21 protein-coding genes and 2 pseudogenes are annotated in these 23,374 nt (G+C 45.3%); 7 read left to right on the forward strand and 16 right to left on the reverse strand.

From position 1 onward, the window contains the following. Window positions 1-75: 75 nt before the first annotated feature. The 5 genes from ACEW9J_RS22295 to gloA form a co-directional block, all read right to left on the reverse strand. A complete protein-coding gene (locus tag ACEW9J_RS22295; protein WP_373547272.1) occupies window positions 76-1,176 on the reverse strand; it encodes a glycosyltransferase family 4 protein in 1,101 nt (366 codons plus the stop codon). Between the two features lie 165 nt (window positions 1,177-1,341). Beyond that, window positions 1,342-1,638, reverse strand: coding sequence for a type II toxin-antitoxin system Phd/YefM family antitoxin (locus ACEW9J_RS22300; protein ID WP_373547273.1), 297 nt, complete (start codon window positions 1,636-1,638; stop codon window positions 1,342-1,344). 104 nt (window positions 1,639-1,742) lie between these two features. Continuing rightward, on the reverse strand, window positions 1,743-2,477 hold the full coding sequence (locus ACEW9J_RS22305; RefSeq protein WP_373547274.1) for a 2-phosphosulfolactate phosphatase family protein: 735 nt from the start codon (window positions 2,475-2,477) through the stop codon (window positions 1,743-1,745). A gap of 296 nt (window positions 2,478-2,773) precedes the next feature. Next, window positions 2,774-4,231, reverse strand: coding sequence for a DNA phosphorothioation-associated putative methyltransferase (locus ACEW9J_RS22310; protein ID WP_373547275.1), 1,458 nt, complete (start codon window positions 4,229-4,231; stop codon window positions 2,774-2,776). Window positions 4,232-4,601: 370 nt separating this feature from the next. Beyond that, window positions 4,602-4,988: a lactoylglutathione lyase gene (gloA, locus tag ACEW9J_RS22315; RefSeq protein WP_373547276.1), complete on the reverse strand. Its 387-nt coding sequence runs from the start codon at window positions 4,986-4,988 to the stop codon at window positions 4,602-4,604. Window positions 4,989-5,166: 178 nt separating this feature from the next. On the opposite strand from gloA, the gene eno reads away from it, so the two are divergent. After that, window positions 5,167-6,432, forward strand: a complete 1,266-nt coding sequence (gene eno, locus ACEW9J_RS22320; RefSeq protein ID WP_373547291.1) for a phosphopyruvate hydratase — start codon at window positions 5,167-5,169, stop codon at window positions 6,430-6,432. Window positions 6,433-6,738: 306 nt separating this feature from the next. On the opposite strand, the gene ACEW9J_RS22325 is transcribed toward eno, so the two are convergent. From ACEW9J_RS22325 to ACEW9J_RS22350, 6 genes are all read right to left on the reverse strand, one after another. Next, on the reverse strand, window positions 6,739-7,071 hold the full coding sequence (locus ACEW9J_RS22325; protein WP_373547277.1) for a hypothetical protein: 333 nt from the start codon (window positions 7,069-7,071) through the stop codon (window positions 6,739-6,741). A gap of 224 nt (window positions 7,072-7,295) precedes the next feature. Then, window positions 7,296-7,439, reverse strand: a complete 144-nt coding sequence (locus ACEW9J_RS22330; RefSeq protein ID WP_373547278.1) for a hypothetical protein — start codon at window positions 7,437-7,439, stop codon at window positions 7,296-7,298. A gap of 95 nt (window positions 7,440-7,534) precedes the next feature. Then, a complete protein-coding gene (locus tag ACEW9J_RS22335) occupies window positions 7,535-7,882 on the reverse strand; it encodes a type II toxin-antitoxin system PemK/MazF family toxin (protein WP_373547279.1) in 348 nt (115 codons plus the stop codon). A gap of 5 nt (window positions 7,883-7,887) precedes the next feature. Further along, window positions 7,888-8,187: a hypothetical protein gene (locus tag ACEW9J_RS22340; RefSeq protein ID WP_373547280.1), complete on the reverse strand. Its 300-nt coding sequence runs from the start codon at window positions 8,185-8,187 to the stop codon at window positions 7,888-7,890. 71 nt (window positions 8,188-8,258) lie between these two features. Further along, window positions 8,259-9,041 carry a Uma2 family endonuclease gene (locus ACEW9J_RS22345; RefSeq protein ID WP_373547281.1) on the reverse strand — a complete coding sequence of 261 codons (783 nt, stop codon included), beginning with the start codon at window positions 9,039-9,041 and terminating at the stop codon, window positions 8,259-8,261. A 104-nt stretch (window positions 9,042-9,145) separates the two neighbouring features. Continuing rightward, window positions 9,146-9,757 (reverse strand): hypothetical protein, encoded by a 612-nt coding sequence (locus tag ACEW9J_RS22350; RefSeq protein ID WP_373547282.1) that lies wholly within the window; start codon window positions 9,755-9,757, stop codon window positions 9,146-9,148. A gap of 519 nt (window positions 9,758-10,276) precedes the next feature. On the opposite strand from ACEW9J_RS22350, the gene thrS reads away from it, so the two are divergent. The 3 genes from thrS to ACEW9J_RS22365 all read left to right on the forward strand — a co-directional run bounded on the left by thrS (window position 10,277) and on the right by ACEW9J_RS22365 (window position 14,181). Beyond that, window positions 10,277-12,085, forward strand: a complete 1,809-nt coding sequence (gene thrS, locus ACEW9J_RS22355; RefSeq protein ID WP_373547292.1) for a threonine--tRNA ligase — start codon at window positions 10,277-10,279, stop codon at window positions 12,083-12,085. A gap of 615 nt (window positions 12,086-12,700) precedes the next feature. Beyond that, window positions 12,701-12,883 (forward strand): hypothetical protein, encoded by a 183-nt coding sequence (locus tag ACEW9J_RS22360; protein WP_373547283.1) that lies wholly within the window; start codon window positions 12,701-12,703, stop codon window positions 12,881-12,883. Window positions 12,884-12,891: 8 nt separating this feature from the next. After that, window positions 12,892-14,181 (forward strand): glucose-1-phosphate adenylyltransferase, encoded by a 1,290-nt coding sequence (locus tag ACEW9J_RS22365; protein ID WP_373547284.1) that lies wholly within the window; start codon window positions 12,892-12,894, stop codon window positions 14,179-14,181. 239 nt (window positions 14,182-14,420) lie between these two features. Here ACEW9J_RS22365 and ACEW9J_RS22370 read toward each other — a convergent pair whose 3' ends face one another. From ACEW9J_RS22370 to ACEW9J_RS22380, 3 genes are all read right to left on the reverse strand, one after another. Next, window positions 14,421-15,629, reverse strand: a complete 1,209-nt coding sequence (locus ACEW9J_RS22370) for an NAD(P)/FAD-dependent oxidoreductase (RefSeq protein ID WP_373547285.1) — start codon at window positions 15,627-15,629, stop codon at window positions 14,421-14,423. Between the two features lie 82 nt (window positions 15,630-15,711). After that, window positions 15,712-17,535 (reverse strand): tetratricopeptide repeat protein, encoded by a 1,824-nt coding sequence (locus ACEW9J_RS22375; protein WP_373547286.1) that lies wholly within the window; start codon window positions 17,533-17,535, stop codon window positions 15,712-15,714. Between the two features lie 2 nt (window positions 17,536-17,537). Continuing rightward, window positions 17,538-18,479: a glycosyltransferase family 2 protein gene (locus ACEW9J_RS22380; RefSeq protein WP_373547287.1), complete on the reverse strand. Its 942-nt coding sequence runs from the start codon at window positions 18,477-18,479 to the stop codon at window positions 17,538-17,540. 287 nt (window positions 18,480-18,766) lie between these two features. On the opposite strand from ACEW9J_RS22380, the gene ACEW9J_RS22385 reads away from it, so the two are divergent. The 3 genes from ACEW9J_RS22385 to ACEW9J_RS22395 all read left to right on the forward strand — a co-directional run bounded on the left by ACEW9J_RS22385 (window position 18,767) and on the right by ACEW9J_RS22395 (window position 21,710). Then, complete coding sequence (locus ACEW9J_RS22385; RefSeq protein ID WP_373547288.1) at window positions 18,767-19,759, forward strand: ATP-binding cassette domain-containing protein; 993 nt, start codon at window positions 18,767-18,769, stop codon at window positions 19,757-19,759. Between the two features lie 210 nt (window positions 19,760-19,969). Further along, window positions 19,970-20,758 (forward strand): ABC transporter permease, encoded by a 789-nt coding sequence (locus tag ACEW9J_RS22390; protein ID WP_373547289.1) that lies wholly within the window; start codon window positions 19,970-19,972, stop codon window positions 20,756-20,758. Window positions 20,759-20,930: 172 nt separating this feature from the next. Then, entirely contained in the window at window positions 20,931-21,710 is a 780-nt protein-coding gene (locus ACEW9J_RS22395) for an ABC transporter permease (RefSeq protein WP_373547290.1), read from the forward strand. Between the two features lie 154 nt (window positions 21,711-21,864). On the opposite strand, the pseudogene ACEW9J_RS22400 reads toward ACEW9J_RS22395, so the two are convergent. Next, window positions 21,865-22,050: pseudogene (locus ACEW9J_RS22400) on the reverse strand (4a-hydroxytetrahydrobiopterin dehydratase); the annotation flags it as partial. 93 nt (window positions 22,051-22,143) lie between these two features. Beyond that, window positions 22,144-23,244 (reverse strand): annotated as a pseudogene (locus tag ACEW9J_RS22405) (group II intron reverse transcriptase); the annotation flags it as partial. Window positions 23,245-23,374: the final 130 nt, after the last annotated feature.

The raw sequence follows: 23,374 nt of genomic DNA on the forward strand, positions 1-23,374 counted from the left end.
CCCCCCTAATAAAAACCGCCGCCGAATAAAAAAACGACAAGACGGCGTAACAGCGTAACGCACCAATATTGAAGCTTAATTTAAAAGCTGAGAATACAAAGATTCTGTCTGAATTAACATCCGATCGAGTGCAAAATATTCTTCATATCTTTTTCTCCCATTTTTCGCAAATTCATCGACTAATTCCGGTCGATCGAGTAAATATTGGATTTTAGCTGCTAAGGTATCGACATCTTGTGGTGAAACTAGAAATCCAGTTTTACGATCGGTAACTTGTTCGACTATACCACCGACAGTAGTGCCGATAATTGCTTTTTGTTGAGCCATTGCTTCAGCACAAGCTAAACTACATGCTTCTTGAAGTGATGGTAAAACAAAGAAATTAAATAAACTTATTAGTTCGGGTAGATCGTTGATGTATCCCGCAAAAATAGTTTGAGTGGCAATCCCTAAATCTTGAGATTGCTGCTTGAGTTGTTGTTCTAAGTCTCCCACACCTGCGATAACTAAACGTAAGTTGGGTTTATCTATTGCTACTCGTGCGAATGCTTGCAATAAATATGTCAATCCCTTGGCTTCAGCAAGTCTTGCTGCTGTGCCAATAATTGTTTGGGTAGTCGGATCTAAATTAAATTGGTGTGCTAGAGATGCTACTTTCGATCGATCGAGTGTTGGTATCGGTACGCCATTATAAATCATCTCTAGTTTGGCTGGATTCATCCCAAACTTGACTAAAAGCTCGTATTCAGTTTGACAGACACAAATTACCCTTGTCGCCCAGAGATTGGCAAATAAACATGCTAAACGATAACTAATTTCAGCACTAGCTCCGTGATAACCGTGTACGGTAAAGACGATCGGTAGATGAGGAAATAATAGCCGGACTGGTATCATCAGTTCATGTGCGCCATGAACGTGAATTAGATCGATCGATTGACGCTTTTGAGCAGCTTTAATTCCAGCAATCAATTCCCGCAACCCTTTAAAAAAGTTCCGCTCCCATGCCGTAAATTCACAATAATCGAGCTGTTGTTCTAAAAAAGGTGGCAAACCTTTGCCCGTCGGCGCAAGCAATGTTACCCGATAGCGATCTTGATACTCGCGGATCAGACTCAATGCTTGTCGTTCGGTGCCGCCTAGATTTAGATAAGGTAAAATATAAACTAGATGTTTCAATGTTCGCTTGTCGATCGTAGCTTTTAGGAATAAATTATACTATTTATTTATTCATTCAACCAAGATTGGCTAGAATGACGAACGTACAAAATATAAACACGTCCTCGATCGACTATAAATAAAAGTCGATATTGCCTACCTTTCCCTACAAATAACTACTGTAATTCATGCTTGAGGCTGTTGGAGCTTGGTTCTCAGTGTCTCAAGTGCAGGAATAACTGCAACCGCTTGACCTTTTTCTAATTCATTGAGTCCCTGTCTAATTCCAGCAGTTGTTTCGAGATACTCAATCCGTTCGAGCAACTGCTGATAGCCTTCGGCACTTTGAACGACTAGCTCGGATACGCCATTAATCGTCAGGACTAGCGGCGACTTAGTTTCTTTGAGTCGATCGACAAAATCAGTAGTGTTTCGCTTGAAATTGGATAGGGAGTTGATGTATCTGCTGAGGTCGAGCATCATATAAGCACTATATAAAATGTTTATATGATGACGTACTTAGCCGCACAATGTCAAATATTAGCTAGTCGATCGGCTAAAAGTCAGTAACGTAGGAGGAAATCGACTTAATTTACTTGCAATACGCCTAAACTAGTTTGAATCGGCACAATATTTAGCGTGTCGGGAGTCGCACAAAACTTGAGATCTGCAAAACATTCTAATCTCACCAAACGTTGACCGTGACTGGCAAGGTAGAATAAATCGAGTAAATTATCTTTCCACTGTCGGTAGAGTGCGATCGAGGCTACTAGCTCATCATTACCCGCGACTTCTGCTAAAGGTACACCTAATTTTGTAATAATACTATCGGCGATCGCCCCCGCGCACACGGTATCCTCTAGAGAATAGTCACCTTCCCATCCCGATCCTACCATCCACACTGTCTCTGGCTGCTGGGAGACGACATAATCCACGATCGCTTGACGATTGACTAGAGCTGCTGCGAGGACGATTTTGGCATCCTGGATGCGCTGCAAGGTACGAGTACCATTAGTGGTACTGATAAATAACCGCTTCCCGCCGACTACTGCTGGAGTGCAGTCTAACGGCGAATTCCCCAAATCGCAACCAGCAACTTTCGCCCCGCCCCGCTCTCCACCGCGCAAACGTAATTCGGGCGGCCATTTGTCACTTACTTTCATCAGCGTATCGATGTCGCTAAAAGCTTGAATAGCCTCGGCTCCAGACTGAAGTGCCGCAGCTATTGTCGAGGTGGCTCGTAGCACATCGATCGCGATCGCACAAACTGGAAGCTCGTCTGAAGGTGTGCGTTCGGGGGTATGGTAAGTATATAGTTTCACAATTAGGACAAAAATATTGCTGGTTCGTCAGGGTGATTATTTACCCTATTTAATCTTAATCCTAGTTGCATCCAAAAATTAGACTTCCTGCGAAAGTCAGGCTTTAGGCTTTAGACTTTAGGCTTTAGGGAAAGTTTTGGACGAAGATAGTATTAAAAAAGATTTTGCTTTCACTTTCGCAGGAAGTCTATTTAACGAGGAATCTTTCAATTTAGAGGGGCGGGTTGATGTAATCGAGGACGTTATTAATCTAAAATCAAGCAGAAACCTGCCCTCCGCTCAAGTAGCTAAACAGCTTACAAATTGCGAATTACCCGATGATTTTTAATCTGCACACCACAGGATTGAAGTCTTTTTTCCCATCCTCGCTGATTGCCGATAGTTTTAGTTTCGCTATATAGCCCAGCCTTTTCTTCAGATTTAGTAAATTTAGCAAACTTTGAGTAGAGATGATGATTCTGACTGAGAAAGGTTTCTTTACGATGCAGAATCGGCGGATTTTCCTGCTGGGAATAGTCGCGAAACCGCAGACTTAGATCTCTCAAGTCAATTAGTATCGACCATTGTAATGTGGGATGAGCGATCGATTCAAAGTTAGGATAATAAAGATAAGAGATGCAGGGTTTATCTGTATGAAACTTAATAATATTCGCATCTTCCATACCGCCAATATTTCGACTCGCACACCCTTCATATAGTCGAAGTTTGGGATCGATTTCGTTCAGGGCAGAAATATGGACATATAGAGCCGCAGGTAGTAATTTACCAATATTACTGTGGTGACAAGCCTGTTTTATTACACCCGATCCGCCGATCTTAAATAATAATCGATCGGCAACTTCACAGGCTTCTTCATAACTTCCAAAAAATGCTTTGATATCAGCTTTCATTGATGAAGATAGCTTCCGCAAACTCCGTCTTTCTCCAAATTGTGCTAAAGCCAGATAAACTTGTAAGTCGAGCGATCGCTGATAAGCAATGGCATCCCATTCTACTTCATCTGTAGCAGTTAAAACGATCTGAAAGGCACGTTTAATACTCCCAAATTCGCTAGCTAGTTCAGCTTCTGCGGCTAATTCTCCTTTAATCGGCAAACGTCCGCGCTGACTGACAAACGCCATCAGCGGCGCGAGCTGAAATTGATAATCTTCAAACCGTTTGCTCTCAACTCTTACTCGCGGTGTCGTCATCCGCGTATACAGTTTTGCCGCCCGAAAACTTTCGGCTTGACATTCATCCCGAAATACTAAAAAAATTCCCAATCCGATCGGGATCGCATCAACTGTAAGTATTCGATCGATATACTCTTTTAATTCTGCCTGTTGATAATATTTCTGAAAAGTATTGCGCTTGGTTAATATACCATCGCCATAAGCTAACATCCCACTCAAATCATTAACCAAAATCTGGGCGGCAACGATCAATACTCGCCCAGTCAAATCCCACGCTCGAATCAATGCCAAATCTCGCTCTGCGGGATCTTCGATCACATTAATTATATAGCTTAAATTAATTACATCCGCCGCGCGCACCTCGACATCAGGAAAATAATAAGGGTCCCAACCCTCGCAGTTATAACCTGCCGATTTTAACCTTCTGACATCTTCACCGATGCCACAACCATAGTCAAAAATAGTCGTCTCTGTCGTAATAATATCCGACTCGATCGCCAGCCGTACCGGACGAGATAAATCGTTCCGCACAATCGCGGCGCGATGTCTTTCAACTTCTACTCCAATCGGTATTTGGGACATTGGTTAGGCTTTAGGTATTAGGCTTTAGGGATTAGGTATTAGGTGTTAGGTAGGCTTTAGGGATTAGGGATTAGTAACTTTGTAGTGGCGTGACCGGACTAAAATTGTGGGCATTCAGAACTCTAAAAAATACAATCAGTAATATTTTGAGCGATCGCTTTACCCACAGTTTTAGTCCGGTCGTCCCAGTAGGGTGGGCACTGACCACTATCTCAATTTCAGTCTATTATAAAATTTAGTTATGGCGAACGTTTTATTAATTACTGGTGGGGTTTGGGCAGGTTTGAATTAAATTTTTGGCACGATTCTCGTTCCGAGAGGCTACGCCAACGATATCGATAGCATAAACCTGCCCCTACAGATCTCGATGCTATTTTCCGACTTGAATTAATTCAACCTTATATCCAGTGGGGTCTTCGACGAAGGCAATTACCGTCGTACCGTGTTTCATCGCACCTGGAGCGCGAATCACTTTGCCGCCTTTAGCTGTAATTGCGTCGCAGGTAGCATAGATATCATCCACCCCGATCGCAATGTGACCATAGGCATCGCCGAGCGTATATGCGGATGTATCCCAATTGTAAGTCAGTTCGATCGCTGTGTGGTTTGATTCATCTCCATAGCCGACAAAAGCTAGCGTAAACCGTCCATCTGGAAAATCATCGCGGCGGAGCAACTTCATCCCCAACACGTCGCAGTAGAAGCGAATGGATGCTTCTAGATCGCCGACTCGCAGCATTGTATGTAATAAACGCATATCTGTGATAACCTAATTTAAAAAATTGGTAGCTAAATTTGCTAATTGAGGTGTCTTCAGGACGTATGATAACGTGTTGGCACCGATCGGTGCCCAAGGACGGATAATTAGGGTGTCGAGCTGTATTGTTTACTCAAAGATCGATCGCGATCGCAAGGAAGAGGGAATAACTATGAATATGCCAGATATGGCGATTGCGGAAATTAGAGCCAGAGAGATTCTCGATTCCCGTGGTCGTCCGACAGTAGAAGCCGAAGTATACTTAGCAAATGGTGGATTTGGGCTAGCTCAAGTCCCTAGTGGCGCATCAACAGGCAGTTTTGAAGCCCACGAATTGCGGGATGACGATCCCAGTCGCTATGGCGGTAAAGGTGTCCTCAAAGCTGTTGCCAATATAGAAGACAAAATCGCCCCAGCTCTGGAAGGGATGGATGGTTTCGATCAAATCGCGATCGATCGAGCGATGATCGAGCTAGATGGTACGCCGACTAAATCTAAGTTAGGGGCTAATGCTATTTTAGCGGTATCTCTCGCCAATGCCAAAGCTGTTTCAAACGCGCTGGGAGTCCCACTCTATCGCTATCTGGGCGGCCCTTTAGCCAATCTGCTACCCGTACCATTGATGAATGTGATCAATGGTGGCTCTCACGCAGCAAATAACATCGACTTCCAAGAGTTTATGATCGTGCCTGTGGGTGCGACTTCTTTCCGAGAAGCCCTCCGCTGGGGAGCCGAAATATTTGCCGCTCTGAGCAAAGTTTTGGACGAAAAGGGTCTTTTGACTGGAGTAGGTGATGAAGGCGGCTTCGCGCCTAATTTAGAGTCCAATCAGGCATCATTAGAGTTGCTAATGGCAGCGATCGAATCCGCAGGTTACAAACCTGGCGAACAAGTCGCGCTGGCTCTCGATGTGGCAGCGAGTGAATTTTACAAAGATGGTAACTATATCTACGACGGGAGTAGTCATACACCTGGTGAATTCATCGACTATTTAGCCGATCTGACTACCAAGTATCCGATTATCTCGATCGAAGATGGGTTGCATGAGGAGGATTGGGCAAACTGGCAATTGCTCACCCAAAAAATTGGCTCGAAAGTCCAATTAGTCGGCGATGACTTATTCGTCACCAATTCCGTCCGCTTGCGCCAAGGCATTAAGGAGAAATCAGCCAATGCCATTTTGATTAAGCTCAATCAAATCGGCACCCTCACCGAAACTCTCCAAACGATCGATCTGGGCACTCGCAACGGCTTCAAATCAATTATCAGTCATCGCTCTGGCGAAACTGAAGATACCACGATCGCGGATCTTGCAGTTGCGACTCGTGCGGGACAAATCAAGACGGGTTCCCTGTGTCGGAGCGAACGGGTGGCAAAATACAACCGCCTGTTACGAATCGAGGATGAATTAGGGGATCTGGCTATCTACGCTGGATTGGAATAATCGATCTGGATAACTAGCGATTCAAAACAGTAGGGGTACTTCATGAATTACCCCTACTGTTTTTTTAAATATTCCGCAAACTGTTGGTTAACCTGGCAAGTGAGATCGTCTCTGGGAGTCAGAGTCCGAGTATAGTGGACGAGTGACAAATGCCATAACCATCGATCTGCAATGGTTATGGCATTTTAGTGTGTGGTAAGTCGAATTTTGGTGGGCTTATTGGCATTAAATAGCAATCAATAGCACTACATGACTGATTTTGATATACCTATTTACTAGTGAGTAAGAAAAAAGTGTTGATATTATTTATTTTTTAGGTTTGACTTTCTTGTTAGAATTGCTAGGCTTAAACCCCTTGAACTTAGGCTCTGGCACGTAACTACTTCTATATTCAATCTCATCAGAATTTTTAGCAAATTCTATTTTCTGTCTTTCAGCCTCATCCCAAGTCATTCTAAAATTTATATCACATTCATTACACCAAAAGGCATACTCTCCGTCCTCCCCACTCTCCACTTCCTCAAAATCAGAGTATTTACAATCAGTCAAAAAACCTAAGCAAACTTCAAGATCGTAAAATTTACAGAAATGAAGATTATTGGAAGGTAGCTCTCTTTCGTCAGGTAGTGAATCTTTCATTAAAACATTAATGTAAAAATAATTAAAATGCAAGCAATAATTTTATTTTTTACTCTTATATTTTCAAGAGCACTTTCATAAACTATAATAGATAAAATAAAAGATAGTCAAGCAATTTTATTATTAATTTCTAGCAAAGATTTTAGATCGTCAAGATCTGAATTTATAGCATTAATAAACGGAAACCGCTTTTGAGAATTCTTCTAAATTTTAAAATTATATAGTTACAGATGACTTGACTTAAAAAGTTGACCGCGATCGTTTTTTTGGGGAAGGATGTCGCAGACTCGATCGAGTATTGCTAACGAATCCCGCTGGGAATGGCGAAGGTTGAGACGACCGGAAATAGCATTGGCATGACGATTCATGGATTGCTGCTTGGGGTTACGGGATTTAGATTTGGGGGATTGGCTACGTAATGGGTAGCTAATTAGCTGCGGTCGGGTAAGCCCCAAGATGAGTTTTACAGTCCAAGGCAATAGCGGACTGCTGTTCTAACTTCGAGCATTTTATCGGCAGTCAGGGTTCCGGCTGGTTCGCTAGGGAACCGATGGGAATCTAGCGAACGCATCTGAAAACCAAGAAATATTGTTTCTAAAGGTAATCCACTTTCTGCTGGCGTAACGCGCACGTTGGTTGGGTAGTCTCTAGTCGTTGTGGTTCCCTTTGTGCCAATAATGACGGTTACAACTAGTGGTAAATCGTTGATTTCATCGATCGACAGTACGAGAGCTGGTCTTTTTCCAGCTTGTTCGCGTCCTTGAACCGGATCGAGGGTGACAAAATAAATCTGTCCGCGTTTAATACTCATCAGGTTTACAGTCCATCCATTTCCGCAACTGCAAATTCCCGATCGATCGCGGCGATTTCTGCCTGAATGCCTGGGTCGCGGGACATTTCAGCCAAGAGAGCGATTCTGGAATCTGGAGTATGAGCGGGAACGATTGGCATGACGATAAATACTTCGACTTCTTGACCTTCTGCGCCGTCAGGAAGCTGAACTTCGAGTCGGTTGCCTGGTAGTACTTTAGCTGTGATATGTAGGGCCGATCGCATGGGTAAACTCCTTGTGGGTAGTAGTAGCGGTAGGTTGGGTTGAAGAATGAAACCCAACATTTCTAGGGTATTGGTGTGTTCGTTGGGTTTCGCGTTGCTCTACCCAACCTACGATTTTTCTGAAGACTCGCTCAGATATCTTGGGGATCTACACCCATTTCTCGTAGTTTGGCAGCAAGTCTATCTGCCCGTTGTTTTTCTACATCTGCCCGTTGTTCTTCTACATCTGCCCGTTGTTTTTCTAAATCTGCCCGTTCCTCTCCAGTTAGGAGTAAGTTACCGTTGCTATCCCACCAGCGCAACCAAGGCAAAGTCTGGTTATCTACTTTCCCTTGCCAGATCCCTAACTCCACGCCGAGAGACGAAATTGCGTAGTGACCGCGATCGTTTGCTTCTAATAGCTGATATCTTTGGGCAACCAATTCGTAGACTTCGACCGATGCTTTCTGCACCTCATAGATAGCATAGAACGGAATGCGAATCGCCTGCTCGTAAACCCAAAATTTTCCAGCTTTTGCTTCTGGATTGAGAAAAGGAGAGGTGGCATCGCGCTCTTCGGAGCCATCACCAGAGACAAATTCGATCGCGATTAGAGGCGCAACTATCTCTTTCCACATCACATAAGAGCGACGATACTTGCCATCCAGCAACGGAGCTACATTAGGGACATAGAAACAGTCTGGTGCTTCTGCCCCGCGCTCTGGCGGCTCGATCGATCGCCAATAAATACCCGAGTCTTGACCGATACAGTAGCGTCCATCTGGGTGCAGTTGTTCCAGCACAGGGCGAATAGAACTAGTTAGCAAGATACTCTGTGGATGTTCTTGAAAATTCTTCACAAATGTCCCATCCGACTCAGGTAGCTGGGTATGATCTGGCAGTGATAGCGTCGGTGGCGATTGGGCAATAGTCATACAAAATGCCTGCAAATCCAGAGAACCTTCATTCAATGATATCAAATCTAGTTGCCTAATATGTTCTAGTGGGGTTTCATTAATTCTGACTGTGTAGCAGCGATCTAATTTAAATTCTGTTCGCAGAATCCAAAGAATACCCGCAACAACCCCAACAAAATCGACATTTCGCCAATCCCATGTAACAGAGATCCTGACACCACTCCATCCAACTCAAGCCGATAAAACTTCCACCCCTCACCATTCGTCACAATCCCATAAATCGCGATCTCCCGTCCCAATTGTCGATTCACCCATTGACAAGCCTGCATCTCTACCAAACACTGCGCCGCTCCCTGCTCGAAGTCATCCTTCTTCGCCTCGATTACACACACATAGGGTGCTTCCAAATATCCCCGCCGCTCGGCAATCAGATAGTCCGCATTTCCACAAGTCTTCTCCCCTTCCAAATAGGCTCCTTTCCATACCTTTAGACAATCGAATCCCTCCAACCCCTCCTCACAAATCGCATCAATCAGCAACGCCTTGGACACTTCCAAGCTCTCCAGATCGAACCGCTGCAACCGTTCTAGTCGTTGTCTAAAAAAATCGCTAATTGCTACGGGTTCAGCCTCGATATACCAACGCTGCAATTCAACAATTCCCAACTGCTGGAACGCCTCTTTGTAACTGAAACTAGAAAAACTTTTCTTGCGTTCTTGGGTTACTTGAATCATTAGAATCTTGCTCTATAGTTTTAGAGATAAGTAAGTGCTACAGCTATCGCTCGTGTCAATAACATCATCTCGCTCGAATCTTTACTCTGACGGAAACCCTTCAAACCGTCGCTTTTGATTTTATGCTCGATTGAAATAATCGATCGCGTTCTCTAAAATTTTAACAGCAGTAGAGATAATCGATCGTCCCCACTGTTGTTATGGCAGTCGCCACCTTGGTTAGGATATCTGAGTCCGCGACGGCGGACTTCGCACTATGAGCAGCAGCTTTAGCTGCGCGATTTCAATCGCTGTTCTAACCGTCCCCACTGTTTTTAGGATCGTAGCTTGTAGCTGCGATTGGCGGGTGTGCATTTACTCATACCGCTTACCAAATCAATCTAAACATCCAAGTACGCCTCACTCCAGCTATCCGTGCAGATAACTGGGTAAAATAGATTGAGTACAGATATATCTAACAGTTGTCACGACCTTTATGTCACTGTCAGAAATATGCAAATTCCAGGGAACAGCCTACCCATGTCCAACGCCGAACAGCCAGAGAAAATCCATCTACCCAAAACCAGCGAATCGGAAACCCTCAAGAAAATTAGACACACTACCTCCCATGTGATGGCGATGGCGGTACAGAAGCTGTTTCCCAAGGTATTTGTGACGATCGGCCCGTGGATCGAAAATGGGTTCTACTACGATTTTGATAGCCCTGATGCCTTTACAGACAAGGATCTGAAGACAATTCAGCGGGAGATGATCAAGATTGTCAATCAGAAATTGCCAGTCGTGCGCGATGAAGTCACCAAAGCTGAAGCTGAGGCGCGAATCTCTGCTCTCAACGAACCCTACAAATTAGAAATCCTTGCTGGATTGCAAGAACCGATTACCCTCTATCATCTCGGTGATAAATGGTGGGATTTGTGCGCGGGGCCGCATCTCGAAAATACTGGCGATTTGAATCCCAAAGCCTTTAAACTTGAAGCAGTGGCGGGTGCATATTGGCGCGGGGATGAAACCAAGGCGCAACTACAACGGATCTATGGTACCGCCTGGGAGACTCCCGAACAGCTCGCCGAATACGAACGCCGCAAGGAAGAAGCATTGCGCCGCGACCATCGAAAAATCGGGAAGGAGTTAGGTTTATTTATCTTCTCAGAATTGGTCGGCCCTGGTTTGCCATTATGGACACCCAAAGGGACAATTCTGCGGAGTACTCTAGAAGACTTTCTCAAAAAGGAACAGACTAAACGGGGGTATTTACCTGTAGTCACGCCCCACATTGCCAAAACCGATCTATTCATGAAATCGGGACACAGGCAGAAATATAAGGAAGATATGTTCCCAATTATGGCGGACAATCTCGAAGATATTGCGTCCGATACTGGCTTTGTGATGAAGCCGATGAACTGTCCTTTTCATATCCAAATCTATCAAAGCGAGCTGCGTTCTTATCGAGATTTACCGATTCGTTATGCTGAATTTGGAACGGTTTATCGGTACGAGCAATCCGGCGAACTTGGCGGTTTAACTCGCGTACGCGGCTTTACAGTCGATGATTCTCACCTATTTGTAACTCCAGAACAGTTAGATGAAGAGTTTCTAAATGTCGTTGATTTAATCCTTTCAGTATTTGATAAACTCCGCCTGAAAAACTTCAAAGCGCGGCTGAGTTTCCGCGATCCAGCTTCTGATAAATATATCGGTACTGATGATGCTTGGAATAAAGCTGAAGGAGCAATTACCCGCGCTGTTGAAAAGCTGGGGATGGATCATTTCATCGGGATTGGTGAAGCAGCTTTTTATGGCCCTAAACTCGATTTTATCTTTAGTGATGCACTCGATCGCGAGTGGCAATTGGGCACTGTCCAGGTAGATTATATTCTCCCCGAACGGTTTGAACTAGAATACATCGACGAACACAGTAGCCGCCAACGTCCAATCATGATTCACCGCGCCCCGTTCGGCTCCCTCGAACGTCTAATCGGGATTTTGATCGAAGAATATGCTGGTGATTTTCCGCTGTGGATGGCTCCAGTGCAGATGCGATTAGTTCCTGTCGCTCAAGACTTTATCCCCTTTGCCAAGGAAGTCTGTGCAAAGTTACTGATGCTCGGCGTTCGGGCTGAGGTAGATACCAGCAACGAGCGGTTAGGCAAGATGGTTCGCAACGCTGAGAAGGAGAAGATCCCCGTTGTAGGCATCATCGGGGGTAAAGAAGTAGAGGACAACACAATCAGTATTCGCACCCGAATTGGGGGCGAATTGGGCGCAATTGGTGTCGATGAAGTGGTGAAACGGGTGGTGGATTCGATCGCTAATTTTAGCGATTTCTAATTTGTAGGCGGGAGACAAATTAAATTTTTCTCCCGCCAGCAGTTAATCTCTAGAATAGTTTAACGTCAGTGTCTCCTAACGGATCGGCTATGCAAATGCGTTAAGAACATCATTGCAAGCCATGCCCAGCAAACATCTTATCATAGCAACCCCCAACTAAAATCTAAAATGGAGCGAATGCCGCACCCCGCTACCCACAAGCCATCCATACGCAGCGACTCGCGCTCGTCGGGTTCCCCGACGGTTTAGCGGCGTTTTTATTCGGGGGGAACCCCCGAATAAAAAAACGACAAGACAGCGAGTCAAGACAGGAGAGTTTGAGAGGCGGCGTCCCGCCTCTCAACGGGCAGGGTGGTTTCATACAAGAAAATAAAAATGCACACACCCACTTGCTTAGTCCTCAACCGCCCTGAACTGAAGTTCGGGCTAACAGCAAAAGTTCACTGAAGTGAACTAAACTATTTTTCTTTCGGTGTATGAAACCACCCTGGTCCCGCCTCTCAACGGGGGATCTGGGGGTCGGAACCCCCAGATCTGGGTTTTGCCCACACCAGCAATATTCGTAATCCGCAAGTATATATCGCCTACCGATTGGCTTGCCACAAGCATTTAAACATGACGCTTAACCAAAGCCAACATAACAAAGTAGCAGAAAATACCGATCGAAGCAACCCGAATGTACCCAAGTTATCAGATGATAGAAGTTGTCTAGATCGATATTGTCAGGGCAGTAATGGTGGAGATCCCCATCAAACCCCCAGTGATGACGATCGATCTAGACGGGATCGCTATTTTTAGAGGTGATTATGAAAAAAGTTTTAGCAATGATTTTAGGTGGTGGTGCAGGTACCAGATTGTATCCCCTGACAAAGCTGCGGGCAAAACCAGCAGTTCCACTTGCAGGTAAATATCGGTTGATTGATATCCCTGTCAGCAACTGTATCAATTCCGAGATTTTCAAAATCTACGTCTTGACTCAATTTAACTCCGCTTCACTCAATCGGCACTTATCCCGCGCCTACAATTTTTCGGGATTTAGTGATGGCTTTGTCGAAGTCCTCGCTGCTCAACAAACTAAAGATAGCCCAGACTGGTTTCAGGGTACAGCCGATGCTGTGCGTCAGTACTTGTCAACGATCGAAGAATGGGATGTCGATGAAGTCGTGATCCTCTCCGGCGATCACCTTTATCGGATGGATTATCGGTTATTTGTCGAACGTCATCGCGATACCAATGCTGATATTACCCTGTCTGTGGTACCGATCGGCGAGAAAAATGCTTCAGAATTTGGGTTGATGAAAATCGATCCATCTGGGCGAGTAGTCGAATTCAGTGAGAAGCCTAAAGGTGACGAACTGAAAAATATGCGTGTAGATACGACTAAATTGGGTCTTAATGCCCAACAATCAGCCGAGAAGCCCTATATTGCTTCAATGGGGATTTACGTCTTCAAGAAGCAAGTCCTCGTAGATTTGCTCAAAAAATCTCTAGAGCAAACCGATTTTGGTAAGGAAATCATTCCTGGTGCTTCAGCTACCCATAATATTCAAGCTTACCTCTTTGATGGTTACTGGGAAGATATCGGGACGATAGAATCTTTCTACGATGCCAATCTCGCGCTCACTCAGCAACCGACACCACCATTTAGTTTCTACGACGAACAAGCCCCCATTTATACCCGCTCTCGTTATCTCCCACCCACCAAGTTATTAGATTCCCACATTACCGAATCAATGATTGGCGAAGGTTGTATCATTAAACAGTGTCGGATTCATCACTCAGTTTTGGGTGTCCGATCGCGAGTAATGGATGGTTGCACGATCGAAGATTCCCTCCTGATGGGTGCTGACTTCTACGAAGATGCCCCCGAACGCAAAACTCAAGTAGAAACTGGCGGCATCCCCATCGGTATCGGTGCCAATACGACGATTCGCCGTGCCATCATCGATAAGAATGCCCGCATCGGCTCCGATGTGATGATTATCAACAAAGAAGGTGTTCAAGAAGCCCAACGCGAAGAGCAAGGTTTCTACATTCGCAGTGGGATTGTAGTTGTGCTCAAGAACGCGACTATTCACAATGGGATGACAATCTAAGTTAGGCTTGAGGCTTGAGGTAGGGGATTATGAATTAGGCTTTAGATGTTAGGCTTTAGGGAAGATATTTAGCTTGATATCGAGAAACTATAACTAAAGTTTTCAAACAACTAATTCTTTCTAACTTCTTATCCCAAAGTCCAAAGCCCAAAGCCTTTTCTTTCCCTAAAATCTAACATCTAAAGCCTAAAGTCTAGTCCCTAAAACCTTTTCTTCCCCTAAAGCCTAAAGCCTAATCCCTAACTCAATAACTTCACCAACGGCTGCGTCAACCAATTGAACCCAACCTTGAGCTGATGCTCTAGCGTAGGGAGACGATAGAGATAGACGAGGCGACGGGTAAGATAAGCTAGAGGGCCATCAAATTGAATCCCAAAACTAGATAGAACGGCATTATCATCGCCTAAAATCATCATTTCACCGAGATCGGTATAGCTAAATGGTAGCAGTGGTCGATCGGTGAGGGATGACCAGACATTCCAAGCGACAAAATCAGACTGTTGAAATGCCACCTGAGCCGTGGTGGGGATAATTTGACCGCCAGTGTTGAGAATCGCCGCAGCATCACCTAGAGCAAATATTTCGGGATTGTCTGTGACTTGCAATGTTTCGGAAACGGTAATTTTCCCCTGAGCATTTAGTGGCAATCCAAAGTGATTAATTGCTGGACTTACCTGATTTCCCACTGTCCACATCACAATCTCGACCGGAATAATATCTGTTTTATCCTTGTAAGTCAGCCCGATCCAGTCAGCGGTAATCTCCGAAACATTAGTTTCGAGGTCTACCCAGATTCCCCGTTGTTCTAGAGCCTTGAGGGCGGCATTCCGGTTGAATTGTTTAGCATTTGGCAGGATGGTATCTCGCGATTGGATCAGGCGAATCCGTCCCCGTTCTTTGAGCCTGTCAGCAAGTTTACAGGCGACTTCTACGCCAGTATAACCAGCACCGACGATCGCGATCCGAATTTTTTCGATCGCAGATGCTTCGAGTACCCGCAATTTAGCATCTAGTCGGTAGGCATCATCTAGAGAGCGAAAGGGAATCGCATTTTCAATTACGCCAGAAACGAGATCGGAGGGAGTTTCACAGCCCAGAGCCAATACCAATCGATCGTAAGGAATTTCAGTCCCATCTTCCAGAGTGACAGATTTTTGGATTTGTTGGCCCAGATCCGCATCAGCCGCGACCTGCTTGACAGATCCTCGCACAAAGCGAATATCCGTTCCTTTCAGGAGTTCGGCAAATGGTGGCGCGATTTCCCAGCTCTGCATTTCGCCTGTGATTAATTCGTAGAGCAGGGGTGTAAATAAAAAATTAGTTTGACGATCGATCAGTGTAATTTCTGGCTTTTGTCCTGGCTCCCAGATGAGTTGATGCAACCGGAGGGCAGTATACAAACCACCAAATCCCCCACCGAGGATACAGATACGCGGTACTGAAGTCATAATTCAATGATGTTTGGCGATCTTGGAGCTTCTTCATTAACTGTAACAATTTTGAGGTCGCTCGGTCGAGGGCGGTATTGAATTAGAGCAATTTCAATAGTGTCATTACCTCCTGCTCGCTTTTACGATTGCCGCGTTTTTGGTAAAGTGTGGCTGCCGCTTGAAGCGATCTTCTAGCTTGAGCGCGGTTATTTAATCCGATGTATGCCAGTCCTCGGATAAAGTGCGAGTCAGGAGATACGGGATTAATTTCGATCGCCCGATTGGCATCAGCGATCGCGCGCTGAAAATTTTTGGCACTAATATAGTAGATCGATCGACCTTGATAGGCAGTGTCATTACTTGGATTGATTTGGAGTGCTTTTTCGACATCAGCTAGACCTTGCTGGTAATTCTTTTGCCCCATATAAGCCACCCCTCGATTAGCGTAAGCCCCATCATGATTGGGCTTGACTTCGACCGCGCGGTTAAATTGCTCGATCGCCCGAGGATAATCTTCAATGGCAGCATAAGCCTGTCCGCGCAGATTATAGCCGAGGGGATTTCTGGGACTAATCGCGATTGCTTTGGCTAAATCGGCAAATCCCGCTGCTTTTTTGCCAGCATTGACTGTCACGAATCCTCGGTAGATATAAGCGAGGAAACTATTGGGATTAATTTCCAGAGCGCGGCTGAAATCTGAATCAGAGCCTTGACGATCGCCAATTAGATACCTAGCTACTGCGCGCACGCTATAGCCATCGCCGAGATTGGGATCGAGTGCTAGCGCTTGGTCGATCGATCGAATTGCCTTATTCGGATCGGCGTATTGCACCTGGGCTAGACCGCGATAGAGATAACTCCGGGCATTACGCGGATTGAGGGCAATTGCTCGATCGAAATCCGCAAATGCTCCCTGAGCGTCACCGATACTAGTTTTGCCGCCACCTCTGAGGGCATAACCCTCATCAGATCTGGGATTTAGTTTCAATGCGAGATTAGCATCGCGAATCACTTCTGTACCATTATCCAGGTAGAGATTTGCCTCTGCTCTAGCAATATAAGCCGCCGTGTAGTTGGGCTTGGTCGCGATCGCTCGATCGAACCCAGAAATCGCCCCAGGATAGTCTCCCTGGCGAAATTTGGTGGCTGCTGTGACAAAGAAATCATCGGCGGTGGTATTTCGCGGCGCAGTAGCAATTACTGGCGCAGTCTGTCCGCCAATTTTTACGCCCATCTTATTCGCCATTTGGGTAAAGGTATTCGCCGGAATTCCCAAGTTAAATCCAGTTTTTACCCAGATATTGGCATTGACTTGAGATTGTTTGGTATTTGCTTGGACATCCCCCTTACCATGAACGGCAATCAGTTCGCCGCGATCGTTAAATACTGGGCCGCCACTCATTCCAGGCAATGTATTGCAGCTATAAACGATCGAATAACCATTACTAAAAGGTTTGGAACTATTAGCCGTAATTTTGCCATCGCTAAAGGTGTAAACTGACTCAGAGATTGCCGCAGTTGCTAGCGGAAAGCCTGCGACATAGGCAATACTTCCCTCTACCGCGCTATCAGAGTCCCCAATTTTGACCACTGGATAAGTGCGATCGCTCTGGAACTTGACTATTGCTAAATCGACATTACCATTAGCTGCTAGCTGCCGTGCGCTGACGGGGTATTTTTGACCATCACCTAACTCGATCGTATACTGGTTATCGGTTTTTTTGACTACATGGGCGGCAGTTAAGACGGTGTAAGTATTGCCAGTGCGATCGATAATTGCTCCAGAGCCGCGCTCGTCGGGCGTTCTAATCGCGACAGTCACACTTTTGGCGATTTTTGCTACTTCTGTCGAAGACATAGCCGCAACAGGTAAGACAATAATTAATGGAGCAATAATGGCACAGGTAGCCAGCCAAGTTTTCATACTTATTTACTAGTTTTAAGACTTAATTGATAGGCGTGATGTACCTCTTGGACGCTGTACTGGTTGAGAAAAATGCGGGCAAATTGTTCGGCTAATTGAGGGTTCCCCAGATCGATCAGCCACTTTAATAATGGTTTCATCGTGCGTTCATTTAGCGAACCGCCCAGAGATAAAATATTCCATAAGATCCGGTGAAAAACTGTCATCTGAATCATGATTTTTACATCTAGGGTGGGATGTTTTTCATAAAAAACAACACCCATTTTGCCGCGTTCCAATTCTTGCTCGATCAGGCGCGGAATTCGATCGAGTGAGAAGGCTGGATGCCAATGATAACCGACGGCTTCAGGACATTTCACCATCTCGATCCCTTGGTTCTTGAGCCGTACTCCCAACTCTAAATCTTCCCAACCGTAGAGATCGAAGCCCAGATCGAATAAGCCAACTTCCAGCAACCAATGTCTGGCGATCGCCACATTAGTAGTGGCAAAATAAGCATTAGAAAAGTCCAGCACTTTGTAAGGTTCGGTAGTGGGTGCTTCAAAGTTGGCGGTATTAATTACCGCGCCATAAGTGAAGACTCGATCGTCACCTAATACTTTTTGCCGTTGCAATAGTGTATCAGCATGACATTGGAGAAATGTCGGCGTGACGACAATATCACTATCGATAAAGACGATCGTGTCTCCCTGTGCCTGTTCTACTCCGAGATTCCGCGCGGCTGATGCACCTTTGTGAGCTTGCTCATAAAATTTGAGATGGGGCAATTGAGCCGTGCTACTATTTAACCACTCGATCGTCCCATCAGTCGAACCATCATCGACGACGACGATCTCATAGTCAGTCACAATTTGACGATCGAGAGTCTGAATTTCTAGAGCTAACAGACATTTTTGGAGAATGGGAAGTCGGTTATAAGTAGGAATGACGATACTAAAAAACATCGATTTTGCCCTCAAGGATCGAGATTACACAGCGGGATCGATCGCGACACGCGCAACTATCCTACACCAGTTTACGACACTCGATCGGCTCAGAGAGTTTCCATAATTTAGACCGATCGGCAATCTAGTGGCAACTTCCGCAGTCGTTCCCGGATGCCGCTCCCCTGGTGAATCGATTATATTGTTAGATAATACTTTTCTACTTCTTTCACAGCCAGCATCAGTTCTCTAGGGAACGCTAACGGCAATGTTTGAGTAGAGCGGGTTGGAATTTAGATACGGTGTGCATGGCTAGTATAACTGTCGATCGCCTGAGCAAAGTTTACCCAGTTGCTATCAAAGAACCAGGCTTTCAGGGTACCATCAAGCATTTTTTCCAACGCACGTATAAACAAATCAATGCGGTTCGGGATGTCTCATTTCAGATCGAAGCTGGGGAAGTTGTCGGCTTTTTAGGCGCAAATGGGGCGGGTAAAACTACGACACTAAAAATGCTCAGTGGTTTGATTCATCCATCCACAGGGCTGGTAAAGGTGGGTGGGCAAATCCCCTTCAAGCGGGAAGCTGCATTCCTCAAGCAAATTACTCTAGTCATGGGGCAAAAGCAGCAGTTGATCTGGGATTTACCTGCGTTGGATTCGCTAAAGATCAATGCTGCTGTCTATGGTTTGAGCGATCGAACTGCCGAATTTCGGATCCACGAATTGGCGGAAATGCTCTCGATTCAAGGCAAACTCACTCAACCCGTGCGGAAGCTGTCTTTGGGCGAACGCATGAAAGCCGAATTACTAGCAGCACTACTACACGAACCGCAGGTATTATTTCTCGACGAGCCGACATTAGGATTGGATGTGAATGCTCAGGTGGCGGTACGGCAATTCCTACGGGAATATAATCAGCGTTATAATGCCACAATTTTGCTGACTAGCCATTACATGGCGGATATTACCGCACTATGCGATCGAGTGCTGGTGATTCATCAGGGACAGTTAATATATGACGGAAGTCTTAATGGTTTGGTAGAGAGATTTTCACCCTGTCGAGAAGTGAAAATAGAATTTGCACAGATCTATCCCCACGACAAATTAGAGACATACGCCCAGGTACAAGAAATCGAAGGTGCATCGGTAAAATTTTTAGTCCCACAGGAACTACTCACCAAAACTATTTCTCAGATGTTGGAACGCTTAGAAGTAGTAGATCTCAGTATCAGCGATCCACCAATCGATGATGTCATCGGACAAATCTTCCAATCCGGCAATGCCAAACACCTCTCTTAAACCAGCCCTCTCGGCGAACCCTACTGCAAGAGCAAATCGCTGTCAATACGGTAAGCGCAAAGCGCAGGCTTCGCCAACGGTTAAAGTGATACCTTTGCTAGTCTGAGTCCGCGTAGGCGGACTTTGCTTCATGTGCTGCGGTTTCAACCGCTAGCTAACCGAACCGTATTGAAATCGCTCTCAACTATCAACTGTCAACTGTTTACACTTATGAAACAAGCATTTAGAGTCTCTCGATCGCTGCTAGTGACCTACTACGCCTTCATGCTGGAATATCGAGCGGAACTCCTGCTCTGGGCACTTTCAGGGTCATTGCCGTTCATCCTCATGGGCGTGTGGACTCAAGCAGCAGAGCAGGGCGACTTTGGTTTATCTTCGGTAGAATTCGCGCGGTATTTCTTGGCTGTTTATCTAGTGCGACAACTTACGGTAGTCTGGGTGATTTGGGATTTTGAGCGCGAGATTGTCGATGGCAAACTGTCGTTTCGATTGTTGCAACCATTAGATCCTGTCTGGCACCATGTGTGGTCGCATATTGGCGAACGATTTGCCAGATTGCCATTTATTTTTGGATTAGTTGCGTTATTTTTCTTACTATATCCAAGTGCTTTTTGGCTACCTAGCTTGGGTCAGATGGGACTATTTACGATCGCGATCTCCTGTGCATTTGCATTACAATTTCTGATTCAGTATACCTTAGCAATGTTTGCATTTTGGACAGAAAAAGCTAGTTCGATTCAGGAAGTCTTATTTTTAGTGAGTCTGTTTTTGTCAGGGGCGATTGCGCCGCTAGAAATCTTTCCGCCCGAGGTAAGATCGATCGCTCTGTGGACACCATTTCCTTATATTGTCAACTTTCCAGCTAGTATTTTGACTGGATTGAAAGTTGATTTTGTCCACAATATTGGGGTGATGTTTGTGTGGGGGCTGGTACTAGCGATCGTCAATCGTTGGCTGTGGCGCAAGGGTTTGCGGCAGTATTCAGGAATGGGAGCCTGATAATGGTCGATCGAGAAAAACCGATAGTCGGTCTGTGAACGACAGCCGAACCTAAAATCTAAAACCTAAAGCCTAAAGCCTAATTATGAATGGTCGATCCATAAAAACCGATAGTCAGTCTGCGATCGACAGCCGAACCTAAAACCTAAAACCTAAAGCTTAAAGCCTAACTATGAGATATTTTAATATAATTCAGATTTTTTGGAGAACAGCGATCGCAGCAGAATTAGAATATCGGCTGAACTTTGTCTTTGCAGCCTTGAGTAGTTTGGGCGGGCTGGCTGGAAGTTTATTTAGTTTATTTTTGTTCTATCGAAAGGGTTATAACTTTCAAGGCTGGAAATGGCAAGAGGCGTTAATTGTTGTGGGTATTTTTACATTCTTAGAGGGATTTTCTAGTACATTTCTAGCGAGTAATCTCAATCGGATTGTCAAGCACGTACAAGACGGAACTTTGGATTTTGTGCTACTCAAGCCAATTAGTTCTCAGTTTTGGCTATCTTTCCATAGTTTCTCATTGTGGGGACTGCCAGATATGGTATTTGGCTTGGCGATCGTTTTATATGCTGGGAGTCTGCTGGGTGTGGGGGTGGGTGCTTATCTATTCAGTGCGATTCCCATTCTGTTTGGGGTGACGATTATTTACAGCCTCTGGTTTATCCTGGGTGCGACGAGTATTTGGTTTACCAAGATTTATAATATCACTGAGGTATTGCGGGGTTTGCTGGCGGCTGGACGCTTTCCGATCGGAGCCTATCCTGCCACGTACCGCTTCTTTTTTACGTTTGTGATTCCGGTGGCATTTCTGACTACTGTGCCTGCTCAGACGCTGCTAGGACGAGGCGATCCGGCGTGGATTGCTGGTGGTGGCTGTTTGGCTGTAGTGCTGCTGATTGTATCGAATTACTTTTGGCGATTTGCGCTGAGATTTTATACCAGTGCTTCTAGTTGAGTAGTTTACCCAAAGTTGCTACTTACTGAAATGTCTACGATTAAAATCGTGTCTCAGAGTGCAAAGTCCACCTGTACGGACTAATAAACTAGTACAGCTTTAGGTGGACTTTGCATCATGAGGAGTGGTTTTAACCACTTTGAGTTGGGGTAGTTTAATTAAATTGTTTAGCGATCGCGTCCGTCTTTTTTGCCATAATCAGATCGTTAAGGTGTAAACCACCGACGGTGTGCGTCCACCACGTTACAGTTACCTTGCCCCATTCTGTCAAGAGCGCGGGATGATGTGCTTGGGCTTCGGCTAATTCGCCCACAGCATTGGTAAATGCCAGTGCAGTTTGGGTTGAGTCGAGGTGGGATATTAATCCCAGCCCCTCTCAGTTAGAACTGTGCATGAGACTTTCACCTCACACAGCTCCCGAATTACTAGGCGGTTAAGCCCTGCTCATGTGGATGTAATCGTGACAGGATTCATGTATTGCTACAAGATTATTCCGCTTCCAATTATTGTGATTTTTGTCTACATGATGTAGATGAATCTTTTCATCCCCTACAAACTTGAGTCCGCAGGCTTTACATGAATGGTTTTGCCACTTGAGGGCTTTAGAGGTTATGCCGTCATAGAGCTTTGAATTTCTCACGCTCCAGTAGGTTACGTCGCCGTCGTATGGTGATTTCTCGCCTTTGACATTAACGTGTTTGTTTTCGGAGTAGGAAACTGACGGGAATGCTTTATCCAATAATGCTTTGGTTGTATAGCGATTCTGTTTGGTTTCCTTGTTGAATACCTTAAAAGCTCTGTGTTGGATATGGTACAAGGAATCCCTTGAGCCATCCATTTTACAGAACCGATGGTAATTCCTCCAGCCTCTAACGATTGGTGCCAGCTTCTCGGCTTTTACCTTCGCTCCATAGTTCGAGTTGTTGACGATGGATTTTACTTTCTTGCGGAATGCTTGATGATTATCCATAGAAGGAACACATCGGAACTTTCCGTTTGATTGCACTTTGAAGTGCCACCCGAGGAAATCAAATCCATCTGTCGTAGCAGTAACTTTGGTCTTCTTTTCACTGACCTTCATTCCTCTGGCTGACAAGAACGCGCTGATTTCTTCAAGTATTAATTCAGCATTATCGCTAGGTTTCAGGATTATCACCATGTCGTCCGCGTAGCGAATTGATGGGTGGGTATTCTCGATTCCATTGAGTGCGATGTTGGCTAGCAGTGGACTAACCACGCCACCTTGTGGTGTTCCTTGGTCTGGAAATCCTACGTTTGTACCAGCTTTTAGACAACGGAAAATACCGAGTTTTAGTTTTGCTGGAGCAATGAGATTATCCATGATTGCAGAGTGGTTAATCCGGTCGAAACATGCTTCGATATCAAGCTCTATCACTCTTTTATCTATTCCATTGGCATCGGATTTTAGGTTTAAGAATAGGATTTTCTGAGCGTCATGCGCGGAACGTCCCGTCCGAAAGCCATAACTTCGAGCGTGGAAAGTTGCTTCGTGTGCTGGTTCTAGGGCATATTGTCGGGTAAGGTTCGAGCGTCACCGCTCTCCCCTCCCCTAAGAACCGTGCATGAGAGTTTCCAGCTCACACGGCTCAAGCCTTATTTCAAGCGATAGACTTGGATTTTGAATGTTCCTGTTTGTGACATGT

This window comes from Chamaesiphon sp. (assembly GCF_041737865.1).
GTDB lineage: Bacteria > Cyanobacteriota > Cyanobacteriia > Cyanobacteriales > Chamaesiphonaceae > Chamaesiphon.